19 protein-coding genes and 2 tRNA genes are annotated in these 19,781 nt (G+C 61.5%); 13 read left to right on the top strand and 8 right to left on the bottom strand.

What is annotated here, in order from left to right; all coding sequences use genetic code 11:
• Nucleotide 1: 1 nt before the first annotated feature.
• Complete coding sequence (locus B5G34_RS06600; RefSeq protein ID WP_087335432.1) at nucleotides 2–1,363, bottom strand: TraB/GumN family protein; 1,362 nt, start codon at nucleotides 1,361–1,363, stop codon at nucleotides 2–4.
• Between the two features lie 37 nt (nucleotides 1,364–1,400).
• Nucleotides 1,401–2,603 (bottom strand): DUF815 domain-containing protein, encoded by a 1,203-nt coding sequence (locus B5G34_RS06605; RefSeq protein WP_087335434.1) that lies wholly within the window; start codon nucleotides 2,601–2,603, stop codon nucleotides 1,401–1,403.
• 126 nt (nucleotides 2,604–2,729) lie between these two features.
• On the opposite strand from B5G34_RS06605, the gene B5G34_RS06610 reads away from it, so the two are divergent.
• The 3 genes from B5G34_RS06610 to B5G34_RS06620 all read left to right on the top strand — a co-directional run bounded on the left by B5G34_RS06610 (nucleotide 2,730) and on the right by B5G34_RS06620 (nucleotide 5,509).
• Nucleotides 2,730–3,374 carry an L-fuculose-phosphate aldolase gene (locus B5G34_RS06610; RefSeq protein ID WP_087335437.1) on the top strand — a complete coding sequence of 215 codons (645 nt, stop codon included), beginning with the start codon at nucleotides 2,730–2,732 and terminating at the stop codon, nucleotides 3,372–3,374.
• Nucleotides 3,375–3,443: 69 nt separating this feature from the next.
• Nucleotides 3,444–4,097, top strand: coding sequence for a helix-turn-helix transcriptional regulator (locus tag B5G34_RS06615; protein ID WP_087335439.1), 654 nt, complete (start codon nucleotides 3,444–3,446; stop codon nucleotides 4,095–4,097).
• 5 nt (nucleotides 4,098–4,102) lie between these two features.
• Nucleotides 4,103–5,509, top strand: a complete 1,407-nt coding sequence (locus B5G34_RS06620) for a Sapep family Mn(2+)-dependent dipeptidase (RefSeq protein WP_087335441.1) — start codon at nucleotides 4,103–4,105, stop codon at nucleotides 5,507–5,509.
• 54 nt (nucleotides 5,510–5,563) lie between these two features.
• Here the strand turns inward: B5G34_RS06620 and B5G34_RS06625 are convergent, their stop codons facing one another.
• Nucleotides 5,564–6,277 carry a PAS domain-containing protein gene (locus B5G34_RS06625; protein WP_087335443.1) on the bottom strand — a complete coding sequence of 238 codons (714 nt, stop codon included), beginning with the start codon at nucleotides 6,275–6,277 and terminating at the stop codon, nucleotides 5,564–5,566.
• 288 nt (nucleotides 6,278–6,565) lie between these two features.
• Between B5G34_RS06625 and B5G34_RS06630 the strand changes: the two genes are divergently transcribed.
• The 4 genes from B5G34_RS06630 (at nucleotide 6,566) to B5G34_RS06645 (ending at nucleotide 11,566) form a co-directional block, all read left to right on the top strand.
• On the top strand, nucleotides 6,566–6,943 hold the full coding sequence (locus B5G34_RS06630; RefSeq protein WP_087335445.1) for a RidA family protein: 378 nt from the start codon (nucleotides 6,566–6,568) through the stop codon (nucleotides 6,941–6,943).
• A 143-nt stretch (nucleotides 6,944–7,086) separates the two neighbouring features.
• Nucleotides 7,087–8,748, top strand: a complete 1,662-nt coding sequence (locus B5G34_RS06635; RefSeq protein ID WP_162609439.1) for a tryptophanase — start codon at nucleotides 7,087–7,089, stop codon at nucleotides 8,746–8,748.
• A 191-nt stretch (nucleotides 8,749–8,939) separates the two neighbouring features.
• On the top strand, nucleotides 8,940–10,337 hold the full coding sequence (locus B5G34_RS06640; protein ID WP_087335447.1) for a sodium-dependent transporter: 1,398 nt from the start codon (nucleotides 8,940–8,942) through the stop codon (nucleotides 10,335–10,337).
• A 203-nt stretch (nucleotides 10,338–10,540) separates the two neighbouring features.
• Nucleotides 10,541–11,566, top strand: a complete 1,026-nt coding sequence (locus B5G34_RS06645; RefSeq protein WP_242956897.1) for an aldose epimerase family protein — start codon at nucleotides 10,541–10,543, stop codon at nucleotides 11,564–11,566.
• Nucleotides 11,567–11,623: 57 nt separating this feature from the next.
• Here the strand turns inward: B5G34_RS06645 and B5G34_RS06650 are convergent, their stop codons facing one another.
• Nucleotides 11,624–12,577 (bottom strand): hypothetical protein, encoded by a 954-nt coding sequence (locus tag B5G34_RS06650; RefSeq protein ID WP_087335451.1) that lies wholly within the window; start codon nucleotides 12,575–12,577, stop codon nucleotides 11,624–11,626.
• Nucleotides 12,578–12,702: 125 nt separating this feature from the next.
• Here B5G34_RS06650 and B5G34_RS06655 point away from each other — a divergent pair, with 125 nt between their 5' ends.
• Together B5G34_RS06655 and B5G34_RS06660 are read left to right on the top strand one after the other, a co-directional pair.
• Entirely contained in the window at nucleotides 12,703–14,868 is a 2,166-nt protein-coding gene (locus B5G34_RS06655) for a Tex family protein (protein WP_087335453.1), read from the top strand.
• On the top strand, nucleotides 14,865–15,239 hold the full coding sequence (locus B5G34_RS06660) for a metallopeptidase family protein (protein ID WP_087335454.1): 375 nt from the start codon (nucleotides 14,865–14,867) through the stop codon (nucleotides 15,237–15,239). Before B5G34_RS06655 ends, B5G34_RS06660 begins: the two co-directional genes overlap by 4 nt.
• A 68-nt stretch (nucleotides 15,240–15,307) precedes the next feature.
• On the opposite strand, the gene B5G34_RS06665 is transcribed toward B5G34_RS06660, so the two are convergent.
• The 4 genes from B5G34_RS06665 to B5G34_RS06680 form a co-directional block, all read right to left on the bottom strand.
• Nucleotides 15,308–15,667: a DUF6483 family protein gene (locus B5G34_RS06665; protein WP_087335455.1), complete on the bottom strand. Its 360-nt coding sequence runs from the start codon at nucleotides 15,665–15,667 to the stop codon at nucleotides 15,308–15,310.
• 15 nt (nucleotides 15,668–15,682) lie between these two features.
• Nucleotides 15,683–16,312 carry a S24 family peptidase gene (locus tag B5G34_RS06670; protein WP_087335457.1) on the bottom strand — a complete coding sequence of 210 codons (630 nt, stop codon included), beginning with the start codon at nucleotides 16,310–16,312 and terminating at the stop codon, nucleotides 15,683–15,685.
• A gap of 274 nt (nucleotides 16,313–16,586) precedes the next feature.
• A tRNA-Tyr gene (locus B5G34_RS06675) sits at nucleotides 16,587–16,671 on the bottom strand.
• A 12-nt stretch (nucleotides 16,672–16,683) separates the two neighbouring features.
• A tRNA-Thr gene (locus B5G34_RS06680) sits at nucleotides 16,684–16,759 on the bottom strand.
• A 256-nt stretch (nucleotides 16,760–17,015) separates the two neighbouring features.
• Here B5G34_RS06680 and B5G34_RS06685 point away from each other — a divergent pair.
• The 4 genes from B5G34_RS06685 (at nucleotide 17,016) to B5G34_RS06700 (ending at nucleotide 19,677) form a co-directional block, all read left to right on the top strand.
• Nucleotides 17,016–17,249 (top strand): hypothetical protein, encoded by a 234-nt coding sequence (locus B5G34_RS06685; protein WP_087335458.1) that lies wholly within the window; start codon nucleotides 17,016–17,018, stop codon nucleotides 17,247–17,249.
• Between the two features lie 25 nt (nucleotides 17,250–17,274).
• Complete coding sequence (locus B5G34_RS06690) at nucleotides 17,275–17,547, top strand: sigma-70 family RNA polymerase sigma factor (RefSeq protein WP_087335460.1); 273 nt, start codon at nucleotides 17,275–17,277, stop codon at nucleotides 17,545–17,547.
• A 94-nt stretch (nucleotides 17,548–17,641) separates the two neighbouring features.
• Entirely contained in the window at nucleotides 17,642–19,006 is a 1,365-nt protein-coding gene (gene rpoN, locus B5G34_RS06695) for an RNA polymerase factor sigma-54 (RefSeq protein ID WP_087335462.1), read from the top strand.
• A 14-nt stretch (nucleotides 19,007–19,020) separates the two neighbouring features.
• On the top strand, nucleotides 19,021–19,677 hold the full coding sequence (locus B5G34_RS06700) for an HAD-IA family hydrolase (protein WP_087335464.1): 657 nt from the start codon (nucleotides 19,021–19,023) through the stop codon (nucleotides 19,675–19,677).
• Nucleotides 19,678–19,781 lie beyond the last annotated feature (104 nt).

Raw genomic sequence — 19,781 nt, forward strand, 5'->3', positions numbered from 1 at the left:
GTCAGGGGACCAGCTCCACGGTATAGCCCAGTTCACGCAGACCGCTGACAATGCCGCCGGGGTCCACCATGTGGCCGGCGCCCACCGCCAGGAAGTAGGTGTGGTTCCCCTCAGTCTCCAGATAGTTGGCGGCGGCCTGGATCATGCCGGGGTCCCGCTCGGTAAAGAGCTTGGAATTAAGCTCGTCGGTGCTGTTGATGATGGCCTCCTTGCCATAGACCTGGGAAAAGGCCTCCGGGTCCCGGTCCTTCCAGGCGGCAAACATGCCGGAGAGCATTTCCTCCTGCTGCTGGAGGGCTTCCTCCATTTCAGGAGAGCTGGTGCCGGACAAGGCGGCCTCCAGAGCGGACAGGGCGGAGTCCAGGTAGGCCTCCTGATATTCGGCGGAAAGCCCATCAAAGATGCCGCCCTGGAAGGCGTAGGTCTCCACCGCGCCGATGGCCTTGCCGGAGTTGACCGCCGCGGCGTTCACATAGCTGTCGATGGCCATGGCGTTGCTGCTGGTGGAGTCGTCCATCATACTGAGGGTGGAGAAGGTGGAGGCAAGAGCCCAGGGCTTGTAGATGTCCAGCGCGCCGGCTTCCATGCCCAGGGCCGCGGCGGCGGACTGCACCCGCTGATAGAGCTCGGGGCTGATGTGGTCGGCCAGGGTGGTGCCGTCGCTGTAGGTCTGCATGCTCTGGAGCAGGGCGATGCCCTCCTGGTCGTTCAGATCCAGCTCAAAAATGACCTCCTCGGAGGCCTGGATGGCGTCCCGCAGGGATCTGTGGAGAGGATAGACGTTGTCCCGGTCCAGATGTATGGTGCCCAGCAGGTACAGGGTATTATTCCCGTTGGTGGCCTTCCACAGCAGACCTCTGGAGCCGGCGTCCTGCTGATCGTAAACTGCCAGGATCAGCCGGTTGGCCATGACCATGGCCTCCTGATAGGTACAGGTGCGCTCCAGCGCCAGATCACCGGCGGAATCCCCCTGGACGACCCCCAGACCGGTGAGGAAATCCACGGTCCCATTCTCCACGTCAGGCAGTTCGTAGGCGGCAGCCTCCTGATAGAGGGCGTTCATGACGCCGCCACGGGTGGTGTCCACCACCAGACCCACGGCGTCCGCCGCGCGCTGGTCCAGCTCCAGCAGGGCCAGCTTGGCGGCTACCACGTCGGCCATGGATTCCAGCTGCTCCATGGTCACCGGGCTCTGGATGTAGGTGGTGTAGTTGTCGTCCACCAGCCCCAGAGCGTAGCTGTCGGCCAGCTGACTGACGGCCCAGGAGGCGGGCTGCTGGGGCTCTGCCGCCAGAGCGGGAAGGGAGAGCAGGGCGGCGGACATCAGTCCGGCCAGGATCTTTTTCAGCAGGTTTCTTTTCATAGGGATACTCCTTTCCTTGTGGTGGGGCATGGATGGTTTATGCCAGACTGAGGCTGGCGATGTACTGCTTGGCGGTTCTGGGTGTCCGGCCCGGGTGGCGCATCTCCCAGCGGTCGGCGCCGGTGCGCAGGGCCTGTTTGTCCATGGTGATGCCGGACTGGGCGGCCATCCGCTCCACCAGGTCCAGGAAGTCGGCCTTGTTCAGGGCCAGATAGGGGATACGCAGGCCGAAGCGCTCGGCCAGGGAGGTTTTTTCCTGGATGGTCTCGATGGCGTCCACCTCGTCCCCTGCCCGGTCGGAGAAGGTCTGCCGCACCAGATGGCGGCGGTTGGAGGTGGCGTAGATGGCCACGTTGGCGGGACGGCGCTCCAGGCCGCCCTCCAGAATGGTCTTCATGACGGAATAGGTGGTGTCGTCCTGGTCAAAGGCCAGATCGTCGATGAACAAGATGAACTTGAGCCGCCGTCCCCCCAGGGTGCGGATGAGCCGGGGCATGTCAGCCAGTCCCTCCTTCTGTACCTCAATGAGCCGCAGATCCTCAAAGCCGGGCCGGGAGAGCAGGCTTTTCACCGTGGCCGACTTGCCGGTGCCGCTGTCGCCAAAGAGAAGCACGTTGTTGACGTGGTGGCCCTCCAGCAGGGCCTGGGTGTTGGCAATGACCTGATCCCGCTGGAGCTCGTAGCCCAGCATCTCGTCGGGGCCGGGGCAGTCGGGCTGGTCCACCGGGAAGAGCTCCCCGTCCTCCCACAGGAAGGCCCGGCTGCGGGCAAAGAGCCCGGAGCCGTGGGTGCGGTAGAAATCGGTCAGCTCCTCAAAGGTAAAGGGGCAGCCGGCGGGCCAGCGGGGCAGACCCTCCAGCACCGGCAGCAGGGCGGCGCCCGCCTGCTCCGCCATGGCGGAGATGAGCCGGCCGCAGTCCAGCTTGCACAGCTGGGCAAAGAGCTCCACATCCCGGCGGGCCGCTCCCTCCAGGGCGGGGTCGGAGCCTCCCTCCTCGGCCAGGCGGGCGTAGGGGGATTCGGTGTAACGCAGCTGGTCGTGGAGCCACTCCCCCAGGCCGGTGTAGTGGTCCGCCCGCAGGGCGAAAAACAGGGCGGCGTAATCCTCCGCGGCGCCGGCGCTGTCCTGTCGGGCCAGCTTGTCCAGCAGGGAGCGGACCAGGCGGAGCTGGGGGGTATCCAGAATGTGTCGGTAAGCGGCAACGCCGCTCAGGGCAAAGCGCAAGGTTTCCATGGTCATAGGGACGTCCTCCTTATCTGTGTCCATTTTATGCGCGGGGGTGCCCGATGTCAATGCAAGGCTTGACTTGGACGTTCATTTTCCGTATGCTTGAAAGAAAGCGGATATGGAAAGGAAGTCTTGTGTATGCTGTTACAGGAGCAGCGGGAGCTGGTGGTGGAGTACGGCAAACGCCTGGTCACCACCGGCCTGACCGACGGTACCTTCGGCAACCTCAGCGTATTTGACCGGGAGAGCGGCCTTATGGCCATCAGCCCCTCCGGCATGGATTATTTCCTCACCACGCCGGAGGACGTGGTGGTCACCGACCTGGAGGGTAAGGTAGTGGAGGGTAAGCGGAAACCCTCCAGCGAGCTGGACCTCCACCGGCTGTTCTACCAGCGGCGGCAGGATGTGAACGGGGTGGTCCACACCCACTCCACCTTTGCCACCGTGCTCTCCTGTCTGCGCTGGCCCATTGAACCGGTCCACTATCTGGTGGCCTATGCCGGGCGGCAGGTGCCCTGCATCCCCTACTATCCCTTCGGCTCCCTGGAGCTGGCCGAGGCGGCCTGGGAGGGCATGGGGGAGGAGTACAACGCCTGCCTGCTGGGCAATCACGGCCTGCTGGCGGTGGGAGGCAGCCTGTCCTTTGCCTTTGACGCTGCCCAGCAGCTGGAGTTTCTGGCCAAGGTCTACTACTACACCAAGCAGGCCGGCGGCGGGGTGAATCTGACCCCGGCTGAGCTGGAGGCGGTGCTGGGCAAGTTTCAGAGCTACCGCCAGGCTTAAAGCCTTGCAATTTGCTGCCGTTGAGGGTACAATCTGGACTGGAATCCAAAAGAAAGAGGAAGTGAACCAATGGATCGGGAGGAAGCCTTTGAATTTCTGGACCGCACAGCCCGGGGGATCGCGGAGATGTTCGGCTCCACCTGCGAGACTCTGGTCCACGACATGGGGGACCCCAGACACCCCATTCTGTCCATTTATAACGGCCATGTGTCCGGGCGGACGGTAGGCTCCACCATGGATATCCTGGGTACCGCCAAGGAGTTGGACCGGGACGCTCTGGTCACCGACTTTGTCAACCTGTACGCCACCACCCCCTCGGGCCAGCAGATCAAAAGCAGCACCTTCCACCTTATCGGGGAGGACTTCAACCTGGCCCTGGGCATCAACTTTGACTACAGCTCTCTGGTGTACGCCAACCGCATCCTGGTGGACCTGATGAGCGCCGAGGCCGACCTGCAAAGCGCCATGTGGCACGGCGGGGAGGGCCAGCTGACCCAGATCTTTGAGGAGTGTCTGGCGGCGGTGGGCAAGCCGGTGAACGCCCTGACCAAGCGGGACCGGATGAAGATCATCGCCCTGCTGGACCAGAAAAACGCCTTCTCCTTCCGCAAGTCGGTGCCCTTTGTGGCCAAGCGGCTCCAGGTGTCCCGGTACACGGTGTACAAATACCTGGGAGAGCTCACCGGAGCCGCCGGTGAGGAGGAGCAACCAAAGGAGGATTAAGACCTATGTATCAGGATAAGATCAACGCCTATTTTGACGACCCGGCCCGCCGGCAGCAGCTGGTGGAGTGTATCTCCCGGCTGGTGCGCATCCGCAGCGTCCGGGAGGAGGCTCAGCCCGGCATGCCCTTTGGCCCCGGCCCTGCCGCCGCCCTGGCGGAAGCTCTGAAGCTGGCCGGAGAGCTGGGCTTTGCTACCAAGAACTACGACAACTACGTGGGTGCTGTGGACTTCAACGACCAGGAGACCCAGCTCCACATCCTGTGCCACCTGGACGTGGTGGGGGAGGGCACCGGCTGGACGGTGACCCAGCCCTATAAGCCCATCGAGGTGGACGGCATGCTGTATGGGCGGGGCACCGATGATGACAAGGGCCCCGCGGTGGCCGCCCTGCTGGCCATGCAGGCCGTCCGCGACCTGGGCGTGCCCCTGAAGAAGAACGTCCGCCTGCTGCTGGGCACCGACGAGGAGAGTGGCTCGGAGGACATCGCCTACTATTATAATAAGGAGCCCTACGCCCCCTGCACCTTCTCTCCCGACGGCGAGTTCCCCGTGATCAACCTGGAGAAGGGCAGCTACAAGCCGGTGTTCACCAAGACCTGGGCGGCGGAGAGCGCCACCCCCCGGGTGACCGAATTCCACGGCGGCTTCCGCATCAACGTACTGCCTCCCGAGGCCTCCTGCGTGGTGGCAGGGCTGTCCGACGAGGCGGCCCGCCCCTACTGTGAGACAGCCGCCGCTGAGACCGGCGTCACCTATGAGCTGACCCAGCAGGGGGATGACCTGCACATTCTGTGCAAGGGCAAGGGCGCCCACGCCTCCACCCCGGAGGAGGGCGTCAACGCCATCACCGGCCTGATCCATCTGCTGTGTGCCCTTCCTCTGGCCAAGGTGGGCTCCACCGCCGCCCTCCACGTTCTCAATGCCCTGTTCCCCCACGGCGACTGCGCCGGCAAGGCCCTGGGCATCGCCCAGGCCGACGAGATGTCCGGCCCCCTGACCCTGGCCTTCTCTCTGCTGGAGATGAGCGACACCGGCCTGTCCGGCCAGTTTGACAGCCGGGTGCCGGTGTGCGCCAATGAGGATAACTGCAAAAAGGTCACCGAGGCCTCCTTTGCCAAGTTCGGCTTTGCCGCCGAGGGCGGCATGCAGGAGCCCCACTACACCCCCGCCGACACCCCGCTGGTGACCACCCTGCTCAAGTGCTACGAGCAGTACACCGGCAACAAGGGGGAGTGCCTGGCCATCGGCGGCGGAACCTATGTCCATGAGATCCCCGGCGGCGTGGCTTTCGGCTGCGCCATGCCCGGCTTCAACGGCAACATGCACGGTCCCGACGAGCACACCTGCATCGCCGACCAGCTGACCGCCGCCAAGATTTTTGCCCAGGCCATCATTGACCTGTGCGGCTGAGTGGTTCTCAAATAAAAATACGGCAGGATCGTTTCGATCCTGCCGTATTTTTATTTAATTGTCCGTTTCTGTGGATTCGGAGGAGTCCTTGCGAACCTGGGACAGATAGCGGTAAATGGTGGCCTGGGAGCATTGCAGGGTGTCCGCCACCTCCTTGACCGCGCCCTTCAGGAGGAAGATGCCCTGGGGCTCCAGCGCGGCCACGATGCCCAGCCGCTCGTCGGCGGTGAGCCGGTCGGCGGTGAGACCCATTTGGCTCAGCTCCCGGGAGACCGCATCGCCGGCCACACCGTGGATGGAATTATGGAAGCGTTCCGCTGCGGCGGAATTTTGCCGGATGTCGTTCATCCGCCCCTCGTCAAACTGAAAGCTGGTTTCCACAAAGCTGTTGGGGTGGCACAGCTGGAGAATCTGTTCGCTGACCGACCGGAAATGGCTGTCGTCAAAGTTGATGCACAGCATACCCACCAGCTCTTCCCCGTCCTTGATAAACAGGGTGGAGGAGCGCAGCGACTTCCCGGAGGCGGACACCCCGGGGTAATGGAGCATGTAATCGGTCTGTTCGTAGCTTTTGTCCTTCAGCACCTTTAAAGCAACATTCGTCAGGGGCGCCCCCACTTCCCGGCCGCTGACATGGTTGTTGGCGATGGCAATGATGGAGCAATGGTTGTCCGTCAGGTCATGGAGCGCAACCTCGTAGTCCGGACCCAGAACGCGGCCCAGAAACTCCGTCAGCCTTACATAATAGGAAAGCAGTGCGCTGCCCATACGATCACCTCAATCCTTTTTTGGGGGGGTGCGGCGATGGTACGTGCCGCAGGATCACTGATAGTTATCTATAGTATACCTTATTTTTGAGAGGTGCGCAAAAAGTTTTAATAATAATTTCTCACAAGAAATGAGAAAAAATTCTGAGCACTTTGCCGATGTTTCTAACAAACTGCCAAAAAAGAAGGTTGTCAAAATGTTTGTTAGCATAAAATAAACAAAAAGTGGTTGACATTTGGGTCCGACGGTGATAAATTTATCTCGGAAAAAAGAAGGGAGGTTAGCAAAATGAAGAAAATTATCAACACTGATAAGGCTCCCGCCGCCATCGGCCCCTACGCTCAGGCTGTTGAGATCGACAATCTGGTCATCACTTCCGGCCAGCTGCCCATCGATCCCGCCACCGGCGCGTTCCCCGAGGGCATCGCGGAGCAGACCCGTCAGTCTCTCACCAACGTGAAGTCCATCCTGGCCGAGGCCGGCCTGGGCATGGACAAGGTCGTTAAGACCACCGTTTTCCTCAGCGATATGAACAACTTCGGCGCCATGAACGAGGTGTACGCCACCTTCTTCGGCGAGGGCGGCTATCCCGCTCGCTCCGCTGTTGAGGTTGCCCGTCTTCCCAAGGACGCCCTCGTGGAGATCGAGGTCATCGCAGTTAAGTAAGCCACACAGCCCTGCACGTACACAACATTCGGAAAGGTTACTGTCCGCCTGTTGCAGGAGCCGGAAAGGCCGGCTCCCGACGACCGGGGTATCCTCTAATAAAATGATGGCGCCAAGCGCCTAAAATTATGGAGGTAAACAAAATGGACAAGAATGTGAAGCACTACCCTCTGGCTCAGGATGTTGAGATGCCCCAGCACTGCGCATTTGCGGTGCGCGACCTGCCCCAGGCCACTGTTGAGCAGCGTGAGCGTGCCCTGAATGCCACCCACTGGAACGAGTTCTCCTTCCCCTCCGGCCTGCTGACCGTCGACATGCTGTCTGACTCCGGCACTACCGCCATGACCAACCAGCAGTGGGCTACCCTGTTCCTGGGTGATGAGGCCTATGGCCGCAACACCGGTTACTATGTCCTGCTGGACACCTTCCGCGACATCTTTGAGCGCGGCGGCGAGAAGAACTGGAAGAAGAGCATCGACCTGGTCCGCACCGACTGCCGCGACCTGGAGAAGATGATGGACGAGCTGTTCCTCTGCGAGTACGAGGGCGGCCTGTTCAACGGCGGCGCCAAGCAGATGGAGCGCCCCAACGCCTTCATCATCCAGCAGGGCCGTGCCGCTGAGTCCGTGCTGATGGAGATCGTGAAGAAGATCCTGACTGCCCGTCATCCCGGCAAGGTCTTCACCATCCCCTCCAACGGTCACTTCGACACCACCGAGGGCAACATCAAGCAGATGGGCTCCATTCCCCGTAACCTGTACAACAAGGAGCTGCTGTACGAGATCCCCGAGGGCGGCAAGTACGAGAAGAACCCCTTCAAGGGCAACATGGACATCGAGAAGCTGGAGCAGCTGATCAACGCCGTGGGCGTGGAGAACGTGCCCCTGATCTTCACTTGTATCACCAACAACCCGATCTGCGGTCAGCCTGTCTCCATGGCCAACATCCGCGAGATCAACCGCGTGGCCCACAAGTATGACATTCCTCTGGTCTTCGACGTGGCTCGCTGGGCTGAGAACGCCTACTACATCAAGATGAACGAGGAAGGCTACGCCGACAAGTCCATCGCTGAGATCGCCACCGAGATGTTCTCCTACTGTGACGCCTTCACCATGTCCGCCAAGAAGGACGGCCACGCCAACATGGGCGGCATGCTGGCCTTCCGCGACAAGGGCCTGTTCTGGAAGAAGTTCTCCGACTTCAACGAGGACGGCACTGTGAAGACCGACGTGGGCGTGCTCATCAAGGTCAAGCAGATCTCCTGCTACGGCAACGACTCCTACGGCGGCATGTCCGGCCGTGACATCATGGCTCTGGCCGCCGGCCTCTATGAGTCCTGCGACTTCAACTATCAGCATGACCGTGCCATGCAGTGTGAGTACCTGGCTCAGGGCTTCTACAAGAACGGCGTTAAGGGTGTCGTTCTGCCCGCCGGCGGCCACGCTGTGTACATCAACATGGACGAGTTCTTCGACGGCAAGCGCGATCACACCACCTTCGCCGGCACCGGCTTCTCCCTGGAGCTGATCCGCCGCTATGGTATCCGTGTGTCCGAGCTGGGCGACTTCTCCATGGAGTACGACCTGAAGACCCCCGAGCAGCAGGCTGAGCTGGCCAACGTGGTCCGCTTCGCCATCGACCGCAGCCGCCTGACCAAGGAGCACCTGGACTACGTCATCGCCGCTGTGGCTCAGCTGTACAAGGACCGCGAGTCCATCCCCAACATGCGCATCGTCTGGGGCCACAAGCTCCCCATGCGTCACTTCCACGCTTTCCTGGAGCCCTACCCCAACGAGGAGAAGTAAGATCTTCCCCCCAAATTCTGGACAATTTCGCGTGACTGCATGACGTGGTAACGATGCGGCCAATCTGGCGGGACCGGCGCCCAACAAACAGAATAGTCCGTTTGTTGGGCGCCGTCTCTTTTGCAATGCAAAGGTTTTGTCCCGTTGCCGCTCCTCCGGGAACGGCGGCGGGAGAATGAGAGGTGTAATTTATGGCAACTCCCGATACGCTGCAAAATCAAGATGGCTTTAAGTCCCAATTTGGCTTTATCATGGCCGCTGTGGGCTCCTGCGTGGGCATGGCGAACGTGTGGCGCTTCCCCATGCTGGTCTCCCGGTACGGCGGTTTGACCTTTCTGATCCCCTACTTCATCTTCGCGGTCATCATCTGCCAGTCCGGTATGATGGAGGAGTTCTCCTTGGGCCGCTGGGCCAAGAGCGGCCCCTCCGGCGCTTTTGGCAAGGCCATGGAGAACGGCGGACATTCCAGACGTTTGGGTGAGTGGATTGGCGGCGTTCCCGTGCTGGGTTCCCTGTTGCTGGCCATCGGCTACTCCGTGGTCATGGGCTGGGTGTTCTACTACGTCAAAATGGCCATTACCGGCGAGTTGACCGCTATGGGCACCGACATGAACGTCATCGGCGGCACTTTTGGTGCTGTGGCCCCTGAGGCAGATAGCCTGCCCGAGGCCTTGCAGATGACCTTCTCTACCGGCGGCGCCAACAACCTGTGGATCATTATCGGCATCGTGGTCTCCCTGCTCATCATGCTGGCCGGCGTCTCCGGCGGCATTGAGGCCTCCTGCAAGATCATGCTCCCCATCCTGTACGCCCTCTTCGTGGTGTTGGCTGTGGTTATGATCTTCATTCCCGGCACCTCCGGCGGCTACAGCTACATCTTTACCTTGGACCCCAAGGGCCTGCTCAATCCCGAGGTGTGGGTCTACGCCTTCGGCCAGTGCTTCTTCTCCCTGTCGGTGGCAGGCTCCGGCTCCGTGGTGTACGGCTCCTACCTGGGCAAGGATGTGAAGATCCGCCAGTCCGCAATCATCTGCGCCATTCTGGATACCTCCTGCGCCCTGCTGGCCATGCTGGTCATCATCCCCGCCATGGCCTCCACCGGCACGGTGGACCTGGGCAACGGTGGCCCCGGCCTGATGTTCATCTATGTGCTCCCCGTGTTCAACAGCATGGGCGGCATTGCCAGACTGATCGTGATTTTCTTCTATGTGGCCATCCTCTTTGCCGGCGTCTCCTCGGTTATCAACCTGTTTGAGACTCCCGTCAACTTCCTCCAGCAGCAGTTGCACCTGAAGCGTTGGATGGCGGTCGGCCTCATCCATGTTGTGGGCGTGGTGGTAGCCCTGCTCATCCAGCCCTGGACCTCCCAGTGGATGGACATGGTCTCCATCTACATCCTGCCGCTGGGTGCGCTCACCGCCGGTATTATGTACTTCTGGGTCATGAAGAAGGATACCGCTCTGGCTGCCGTCAACGAGGGTTCGCCCAAGCCTGTGGGCGGATGGTTCCTCCCCTTCGGCAAGTATGTCTTTGTTCCTCTGTGCGTGCTCTGCTTCGTGCTGGGCATCGCCTGGGGCGGCATCGGCTGATTCGAGGCAGCGCAAGCCGCATGATATGTGAAAAGAGGACCGGAACTCCAAAGGAGTTCCGGTCCTTTTTTGCGTTTTAGAAGGGAGACCAAGATCATGACTGTTGGCAGGGAACTGAAAATGTGCTATCATTACAACCGAAATATGAATACCGGGACAGGGCCGAAACAGCGGCTTTTGTCCCCAGAGAAAGGCGTTGCATGATGGCTGAGTGGACAAGAGAACCCTTTGGCGTGACTGCCGGGGGGGAGCAGGTGGACCAGTGGACCGCGGTGGCGGGCAGCTATACGGTAAAAATCCTGACCTACGGCGGTATCCTCCGCAGCTTTCTGGCAGACGACCGGGATGTGGTGCTGGGGTGTGACACCCTGGCCGATTACGAGAAGCAGGACAAGTACTTCGGCGCCCTGGTGGGCCGGGTGGCCAACCGTATCGGCGGGGCAGCCTTTGATCTGAATGGGCAGCACTATACCCTGGCGGTAAACAACGGCCCAAACTGTCTCCACGGCGGCATCCGGGGCTTTAACCAGGCGGTATGGGAGGCCCGGATCCATGAGGGGAAGCTGGAGCTGACCCACACCAGCCCCGACGGGGAGGAGGGCTTTCCCGGTACCCTGGAGGTGCGGGTAAGCTATGACCTGACTGCCGACGGGGCCCTCACCCTGGACTACTGGGCCAGGAGCGACAAGGACACCCTCTGCAATCTGACCAACCACAGTTACTTCAACCTGATGGGCCATGCCCACGGCTCCCTGGAGGGGCAGCGGATCCAGATCTATGCCAGCGCCATTACAGAGAACGACGCCGACAGCACCCCCACCGGCGCTCTGCTGGCGGTGGAGGGCACCCCCTTTGATCTGCGCATCCCCCGGGAGTTTTTGCAGGGACTGGCTATGGAGCATCCCCAGCTGACCCTGGGCAACGGCTATGACCACAATTTTGTGCTGCGCACCCTGCCGGTGTCCGCTCTGGGACTGGCGGCCCGTGCCATGGGCGGCGGCTTGTGCCTGGAGTGCTATACCACCCAGCCCGGCCTCCAGCTCTATACCGCCAACTATCTGGATGGCGACCCGGGTAAGGACGGGGCGATGTACGGCCCCCGGTCGGCCTTCTGCCTGGAGACCCAGGGATGGCCGGACGCCATCCACCACAATGCCTTCCCCAGCCCTATCCTGCGGGCGGGAGAGGAATACCGGCACACTACAGTGTACCGGCTTGCCACCGTTTAACACAACCGATACAGGCAAAGCCGGCCTGCCCTTGGGGGCAGGCCGGCTTTTTTGTGGTCAGAGGGTTTCGGTAGTCAGCAGCTCCTCCCGTTCTGCATCCAGGGGAGCGCGGCGGGCCTCCAGTTCCTGGGCGGCGGTGTCCAGGGCGCGGAGGGCGGCGGTCAGCTTCATGCGGATCTCGGAGACTCGTTCCTGGGCCTTTTTGATGCCGGACTGGACAAACCAGTCGGAAAAAATATCGTCAAAAAAATAGTCGGCAAAGGTGGCGAAGGGACCGATCTGGATGTTGGGGACCTGGATATCGCTGATGTCGGCCAGCTCGGTGCGGAAGTCGCACAGGGCCCGCTGGGCCGCCCGGATGCTGGACTGTGCGCTGTCCAAATGGTCGTGCTTGGCCATGTTGACAATGAGACCGCCCCCCAGCATATCCCAGGTACCAAAGCCACGAGCGGCGTCCAGGTTGTCCTGGACATAACCCAGCAGGCGCTTGACATTCTGCCCGGCGGAGATGGCCTCGTTCAGCTCTTTTTGCTGGTGTCTCAGTTCACTTAGCTGCCCGTCCAGCTCCGCCAGCCGGGCGCCCCGCTGGCCGCCCATGGATTTGATGAGCTCCGCCTTCTCTGCCAGCAGCTGTTCCACCTTCCGGGGTGAACAGGTCAGCCCGTCCCGCTCCCGGATCAGGTCGGTCAGCTTTGCTTCCAGATATTCCAGGTCGGATCTGGCCTGGTCGTATTGAAATTTGGCGGCCAGAGCCTCCCGGCGTTCCCGGTCCAGCCGCTCCTTCCTATCCCCGGTGAGGGAGAGCAGCAGGGCGCGCAGTCCCCCCTTTTCCAGCTGATCCACATCGTCCTGTTCTTTCCGGAACACCCTGGCGGTTTCCTCCACCCTGGCCTGCCGTTCTTCCCGCTGGCGGTACAGCTCATCCATCTGGGCGGTGAGTTTGGCGTGGCGGGCCTGGGCAGCGGTCAGTTCCTCAATGGCGCGGTCTATCTCGCAAAGCTGCTGATTCATGGCGCTTCTCCTCCCTTTCTCACTGATCTTACACAGGTGGACGGCGGAAAGCAAGGGGATATGCTGGACTTGCGGGGCAAAAACGGGTAAAATATTGGTTACAATCCTGTGCAAAGGAGAACCGTATGGATACCATCATTCAGATCCTGGCCAAAGAACTGGGCCAGAAGGAGACATACATTCAGAACGTGGTGACCCTCATTGACGAGGGCAACACCATTCCCTTTATTGCCCGCTACCGCAAGGAGCTCCACGGGGCCATGGACGACACCACCCTGCGCACCCTGGCCGACCGGCTGCAATACCTGCGCAATCTGGACAAGCGGCGGGAAGAGGTCAAAAGCACCATTGAGGCCCAGGGCAGGCTGACCGAGGAGCTGGCCGCCGCCATTGACGGGGCGGCCACCCTGGCGGAGGTGGAGGACCTATACCTGCCCTACAAGCCCAAGCGGCGCACCCGGGCCACCATGGCTAAGGAAAAGGGGCTGGAGCCCCTGGCCATGGCTCTGTTTGCCATGGGCGCCCCGGTGGAGCCCCAGACCCTGGCCGAGGGGTATGTGGATCCGGAGAAGGGTGTGGAGACGGTGGAGGACGCCCTCCAGGGGGCCAGCGACATCATCGCTGAGGCCATCTCTGACGACGCTGCTGTCCGCAAGAGCCTGCGGGAGCTCTATCTTCGCCGGGGCATGCTGGTCTCCAAAGCGGTGGACAAGGAGCCGGAGGACAGTGTCTACCGCCTGTACTACGATTTTCAGACTCCGGTGGGGAAGGCCATGGGCCATCAGGTGCTGGCCATCAACCGGGGCGAGCGGGAGGATATCCTGAAGGTTGGGGTGGAACTGGACGGCGAGACCGCCCGCATCGCGGTGCGCCGGGCTGTGGTGCCAGGCCGGGCGGCCATGGAATTTGTCCGGGCGGCGGCGGACGACGCCTGGGACCGGCTGCTCAGGCCCTCCCTGGAGCGGGAGATCCGCAATACCCTTACCGAGCAGGCCAACGAGGGAGCCATCCACAACTTCGGCCTCAACCTGAAGCCTCTGCTGATGCAGCCGCCGGTGAAGGGCTTTGTCACCATGGGCCTGGACCCGGGCTACCGTAACGGCTGCAAGGTGGCGGTGGTGGACGGCACCGGCAAGGTGCTGGACACGGCGGTGGTATACCCCACCTTTAATGAAAAGAAAAAGCAGGAAGCCATTGATATCCTGTCCAGGCTTATCCGCAAACACGGGGTGGCCCACATCGCCATCGGCAATGGCACCGCTAGCCGGGAGACCGAGCAGATGGCGGTGGAGATGATCCGCAAGCTGGGGGGCGGGGTAAGCTACATGATCGTCAACGAGGCGGGAGCCTCGGTATATTCCGCCTCCAAGCTAGCCGCCGAGGAGTTCCCCGACTACGATGTGAATCTGAGAAGCGCCGTGTCCATCGCACGGCGGCTCCAGGACCCCCTGGCCGAGCTGGTGAAGATTGATCCCAAGTCCATCGGCGTGGGCCAGTACCAGCACGACATGCCCCAGGCCCGGCTGGGCGAGACTCTGGGAGGCGTGGTAGAGGACTGCGTTAACGCGGTGGGTGTGGACCTGAACACCGCCTCCGCGCCCCTGCTGGCCTATGTGGCGGGGCTGAACAACACTACTGCCAAGAATATCGTCAAGTACCGGGAGGAGAACGGAGCCTTCACCACCCGGAAGGGAGTACTCAAGGTGCCCAAGCTGGGGCCCAAGGCCTTTGAGCAGTGCGCCGGCTTCCTGCGGGTGCCCGAAAGCAAAAACGTGCTGGACCACACCGGCGTCCACCCGGAGAGCTATGAGGCGGCCCAGAAGCTGCTGGAGCTGTGCGGTTACACTCTGAAGGACGTGGCGGCGGGGGTCATCGGAGAACTGGACCAGCGGGTACAGGCCTGCGGCAGAGAGAAGGCGGCAGAGGCCTGCGGCGTGGGCCTGCCTACCCTGGAGGATATTGTGAAGGAACTGCTCAAGCCGGGCCGTGACCCCCGGGACGAGCTGCCCAAGCCTATCCTGCGCACCGACGTGATGGAGATGAAGGACCTACGCCCGGGGATGGAACTCACCGGTACGGTGCGCAACGTCATCGACTTTGGCGTGTTTGTGGATATCGGTGTCCATCAGGACGGTCTGGTCCACATCTCCCAGCTGTCCAATCGCCGGGTGCGCCATCCCAGCGAGGTGTGCGCCGTGGGAGATATCGTCACCGTGTGGGTGCTGGATGTGGACGAGAAGAAAAAGCGCATCTCCCTGACCATGAAGAAGCCCAAGGAGGGAACGGTATGATCCTCAGCTTTGATGAGGTGGGTGACCTGCTGGACCAGATGGCGGAGGAGTTCCCCGAGGAGTTCTACCGGGACCTGAACGGAGGCATCTCCCTGCTGCCCGAGGCCAAAAAGGACCCGGAGGGCGGCGATATCTACATTATGGGCGAGTATTGCAACGACATGATGGGCAAGTATATCAATCTCTATTACGGCTCCTTTGCCGAGCAGGCCAAGTGGGAGCGGTGGACCGAAGAGGAATGGGAGGAGGAACTCTATACCACCCTGGCCCACGAGTTTACCCACCATGTGGAGGGCCTGGCCGGCGAGCGGGGCCTGGAGATCAAGGACGAGCTGGAGATGGAGCAGTACCGGCAGGAACGGAGATCATGACAAAAGCGGCGGACGCTATGCGTCCGCCGCTTTTTTGTGGTCTGTGCCGTTGTGCCGGGGTATCCAGGTCATAAGACGACCCCGTAGCGCTGGGCCAGCTCCTGCAGGCCCTCCTGCAGCTCCTGCCGGTCAAAGCCGGCCTGGTCCAGCTGCTGGTCGGTGAGGGCGTTGGCCCGGGTGTAGAAGTCCACCGCCACCTCCAGATAGCGCAGGTCGCTCCAGTCGCTCTCCTGAAAGAGCAGATCCTCGCCGGCTCCCACATCGCCGGCGGCCAGCAGCTCTACCAGCCGGAGGTGGAGGGTATCCAGGGCGGTGTCCTCTTCTGCGCCGGTAGGGAGGTAGTCGGGGGAGTCCTTTTTCAGGACCAGCTTGGACAGAGAACGGGCCAGCCCGTCCACCTGCCGCAGCATCCAGTCATCGGTCAGCATGGTATCGCTCCTTTGTCAGAGTTCCCGCACCAGCTTGACGGCTACGCCGACGATGCGGGCCAGCCCCTGCTCAAAGTCCCGCAGGGGGATGATCTTGGGCTCATAGTAGGGATTTTCCGGCTGGAGGATCACCATGCCCTTCTGGCAGCGGAAGCGCTTCAGGGTGGCGTCCTCTCCGTCCACCAGGCAGGCCACGATCTGGCCGTTTTCCGCCGTGGACTGCCGCCGGATGAGCACCAGGTCCCCGTCCCGGATGCCGGCATTGATCATGCTGTCACCGGTGACCCGCAGATAGAAGTGCTCCTCCGGGTCGGGCACGTCGGCGGCGGCGTAGCCCTCGATCTGCTGGCTTGCCAGAATGGGGGTACCCGCCCGGATGACCCCAAGAATGGGGACCACCGGCTCCCGGTGGGCAGGGCAGGGAGGCTGGCGGGGGACGTTGAACCCCTGCAGCCACAGCGGGTCCACCCCCAGGGAGCGGGCAATGGCGGCAGCGGTGCCGATTTTGGGCTCACGCTGGCCCAGGACATAGCGGTTCAGGGTCTGGGGATTCATATTCAGCCGGTCCCCCAGATGCTCATAGCTGAGGCCGGACTCCTCCATCAGGCTGCGCAGACGGGCGCCGAAGGTGCTCTCCTGCTCCATACCGTTTTCCCTCCTGTCCAATTTGTGGGTCTATTCTACCACATTTTATCACCAAACGCAACATGCTTCGACAAAAAATGATTGACTTTTATCTCCGTTTGGTGTTATTATAACCGTGCAATGGAACGAAAGTTCCATATCTGGATGAGTTTATCACCAATCGGAGATTAAATTCTCCAAAGGGGGCGTGAGGGAGGTGAAAAATGCCCCGCCGGCTGGCGGGGCATCAGATTGGGGGAAATAAAAAATGCCCCGCCGCTTGGCGAGACATTTTTGGTGGAGGAGGGTGGATTCGAACCACCGAAGCGAATCGCAACAGATTTACAGTCTGCCCCCTTTGGCCACTCGGGAACTCCTCCATATGAACTTGATGGAGCTGGTGGACGGACTCGAACCCCCGACCGGTTGATTACAAATCAACTGCTCTACCAACTGAGCTACACCAGCATACCAGCTCGTCCACAGCGAATGTTATTTTATCAGGGAGAAGGGGATTTGTCAAGAGAAAAACAGATTTTTTTCAAAAAATTTTGGGGAGGAGTGGGTATCCAACCACGCGTGTGGACAGACCCGCTGCGGGACATGCAGCGGATGCCGCCGACAGGGTGGTGCCGCCTCTGCGGCGGGGAGCTGTATGGGGAGGAGCGGGAAGTGTGCCCGTGCTGCCAGGCGGAGTTTAGAGACAGAGAAAAGGGGAAGGGCAATGACATTACAGGAGTTATCGGTACAATATCGGGTGGGGGCGGCCACCTTGCGCCAGCGTGTACGGCTGCTGGAGGACCGGAGGACCGCGGAGACGGATGAGCATACCCGCCGTTTGCTGGAGGAGCGGATCCGTCATCTGGAGACCATGTGGCGGGAGGCCCGGGATTTGGCGGTGCTGTGCGAGCGCTACTACGACAGGGGGTATCACTGCAATGTCCGGTACACGGTATAGAAGGGGCAAGGATTTTGCGGCGGATATGGCGGTCTACAGTCAGGCCATGTCGGAGGACAATGCCGAACAGATGGGGCGGCTGCGCCGCAACGTGATGCTGGCCATCCAGGAGGACATCACGCCCCGGCAGCGGGAGTGCATGGTGCTCTACTACCAGAAGGGACTGAACATGCGGCAGATCGCCGAACTGACGGGGGTGGACAAGTCCACGGTATCCCGCAACATCAAGCGGGGAGAGTCCCGGCTGCGCCGATGCCTGCGCTACGGGGCGGGACAGCTGCTGAAGCCGGATGTGTGATTTTTCTACAGGATGAGATGTTGAAATTCCGGCCGGTTCCATGATATACTTTCTTCCGAGAAACCGCGAAAATGGGCGAAGGGAGGAAGCTACCTTGGAATTGAACCTGACACAAAAACAGATACAGACCCTCTCTCCCCAGATGATGCAGTCCATGGAGATCCTGCAGATGGGGTCTCAGGAGCTGCTGGAGTATATTGAGGAAGCGGTGCAGGAAAACCCGGTGCTGGAGCCGGAGGAGCGCTACGACAGGGCGGACGAGACTGACCAGCTCCGCCGCAAGCTGGAGTGGCTGGAGTCCACCGACCCCCAGAACCGCTATTACCATCAGCAGGACACCGAGGAGGACGACGACCGGCTGGGCAACTACGGTACCATGGAGGACCGGGAGGACAATCTCTATTATTATGTGCTCTCCCAGCTCAAGGTGCTGGATCTGCCGCCGGAGGTGATGGAGGCCGGTACCTTTCTGGTGGAGAGCCTCAACGCCAACGGCTGGCTGGACGAGCCTTTGGAGGCCCTGGCCGCCGACTACGGCGCTTCTGTGGAGCTGATGGAGGAGGCCCTGGCAGCCGTGCAGTCTCTGGAGCCTGCAGGCGTGGGGGCACGGGATCTGTCCGAGTGCCTGAAGCTCCAGCTCATCCGACGTACCCCGGTGGACGAGCTGGCGGTGCGCATCGTGGAGAGCCAGCTGGACGCCCTGTCCAAGAGCCGCTACGGCCTCATTGCCCGGGAGCTGAAGGTCACCCCTGAGGAGGTGCGCACTGCCTGTGAGCATATCCGCACCCTCAATCCCCGGCCGGGCACCGGATTTGCCGCCCGGGAGAATCTCACCTACATCAATCCTGATATCATCGTGGTCAGCTTTCCCGACCACTTCGAGCTGTTGACCAACGATTACTATTTTCCCACTCTGGGGATCAGCGGGTACTACACCCGCCTGCTGAAGGAGAGCGACGACCAGCAGGTGAAGGACTACCTCAACGGCAAGGTGAAGCAGGCCAAGTGGATGGTCCACGCCATCGAGCAGCGCCGCTCCACCCTTATGTCCTGCGCCAGCTGCATCCTGGAGCTCCAGGAGGCCTTCTTCCGGCAGGGGCCGGGCCATCTGGTGCCCATGTCCCTGGCCGACGTGGCGGGGCGTATCGGCGTCCACGAGTCCACGGTGAGCCGGGCGGTAAAGGACAAGTATATTCAGTGCTCCATGGGTGTCTATCCCCTGAGCTACTTCTTCTCCCGCAGTCTGGGGGCGGGCAGCGATGACGCCGCCTCTCCCGACGCGGCCAAGGCCCTGCTGAAAAAGCTCATTGCCGGGGAGGATAAGAAAAAGCCTCTGTCCGACCAGAAGCTGTGCGAGCTGATGACCGCTCAGGGCTGCCCTCTGTCCCGGCGCACGGTGGCCAAGTACCGGGATGAGCTGCACATTCCCAGCACCACGGGCCGGAAACAATACGAATGATTTTGGGAGGAACCATGGGTTTTCGAGGAGTATTTTTTGATTTTGACTATACCCTGGGAGATGCTACCGAGGCCATTGTCACCGGCTTCCGGTATGCCTTTGAAAAAATGGGGCTGGCGGAGCCCCAGCGGGAGGCTGTGCGCCATACCATCGGCATGACGCTGGAGGATGGCTACACCACGATCTCCGGGGACGACCGGCCCGAGCAGCGGGCTCTGTTCCGCAAGCTGTACACCGAGAAGGCCGGTCCCCTCCAGGTAGAGGTGACCCGCCTCTTCCCCGGTGCGGCGGAGCTGCTTGCCGCCCTGAAGAAAGCGGACATCCCGGCAGGTGTGGTGAGCACCAAGCGGACCGACACTCTGACCGCGGTGCTGGAGGCCAGAGGGGTGCGCCAGTACCTGGTGTCCCTCACCGGCGGTGATAAGGTGGACCGGCCCAAGCCGGACCCACAGGGGCTGCTGGCGGCCGTGGAGGCGCTGGGCCTGAAGCCGGAGGAGGTGCTCTACTGCGGAGACACCCTCATCGACGCCGAGACGGCCCACCGGGCGGGTACTCACTTCTGTGCCGTTCTCAACGGTACTACCACCCGGCAGGACTTTGAGGGCAGCGGCCTGCCCCTGGACCATGTGGCGGAGGATCTTGCTGATCTGAAGGCCTGGCTGGGACTGTAACATTATATATATAAGGTAAGAAAGCGCCGGGGCCAATGCCCCGGCGCTTTTGCAATATCCCGCAAAATGAACGACGGGGCCCCGTTTGGGGCCCCGTCGTCCTA

This window comes from Flavonifractor sp. An82 (assembly GCF_002159265.1).
Lineage (GTDB): Bacteria > Bacillota > Clostridia > Oscillospirales > Oscillospiraceae > Flavonifractor.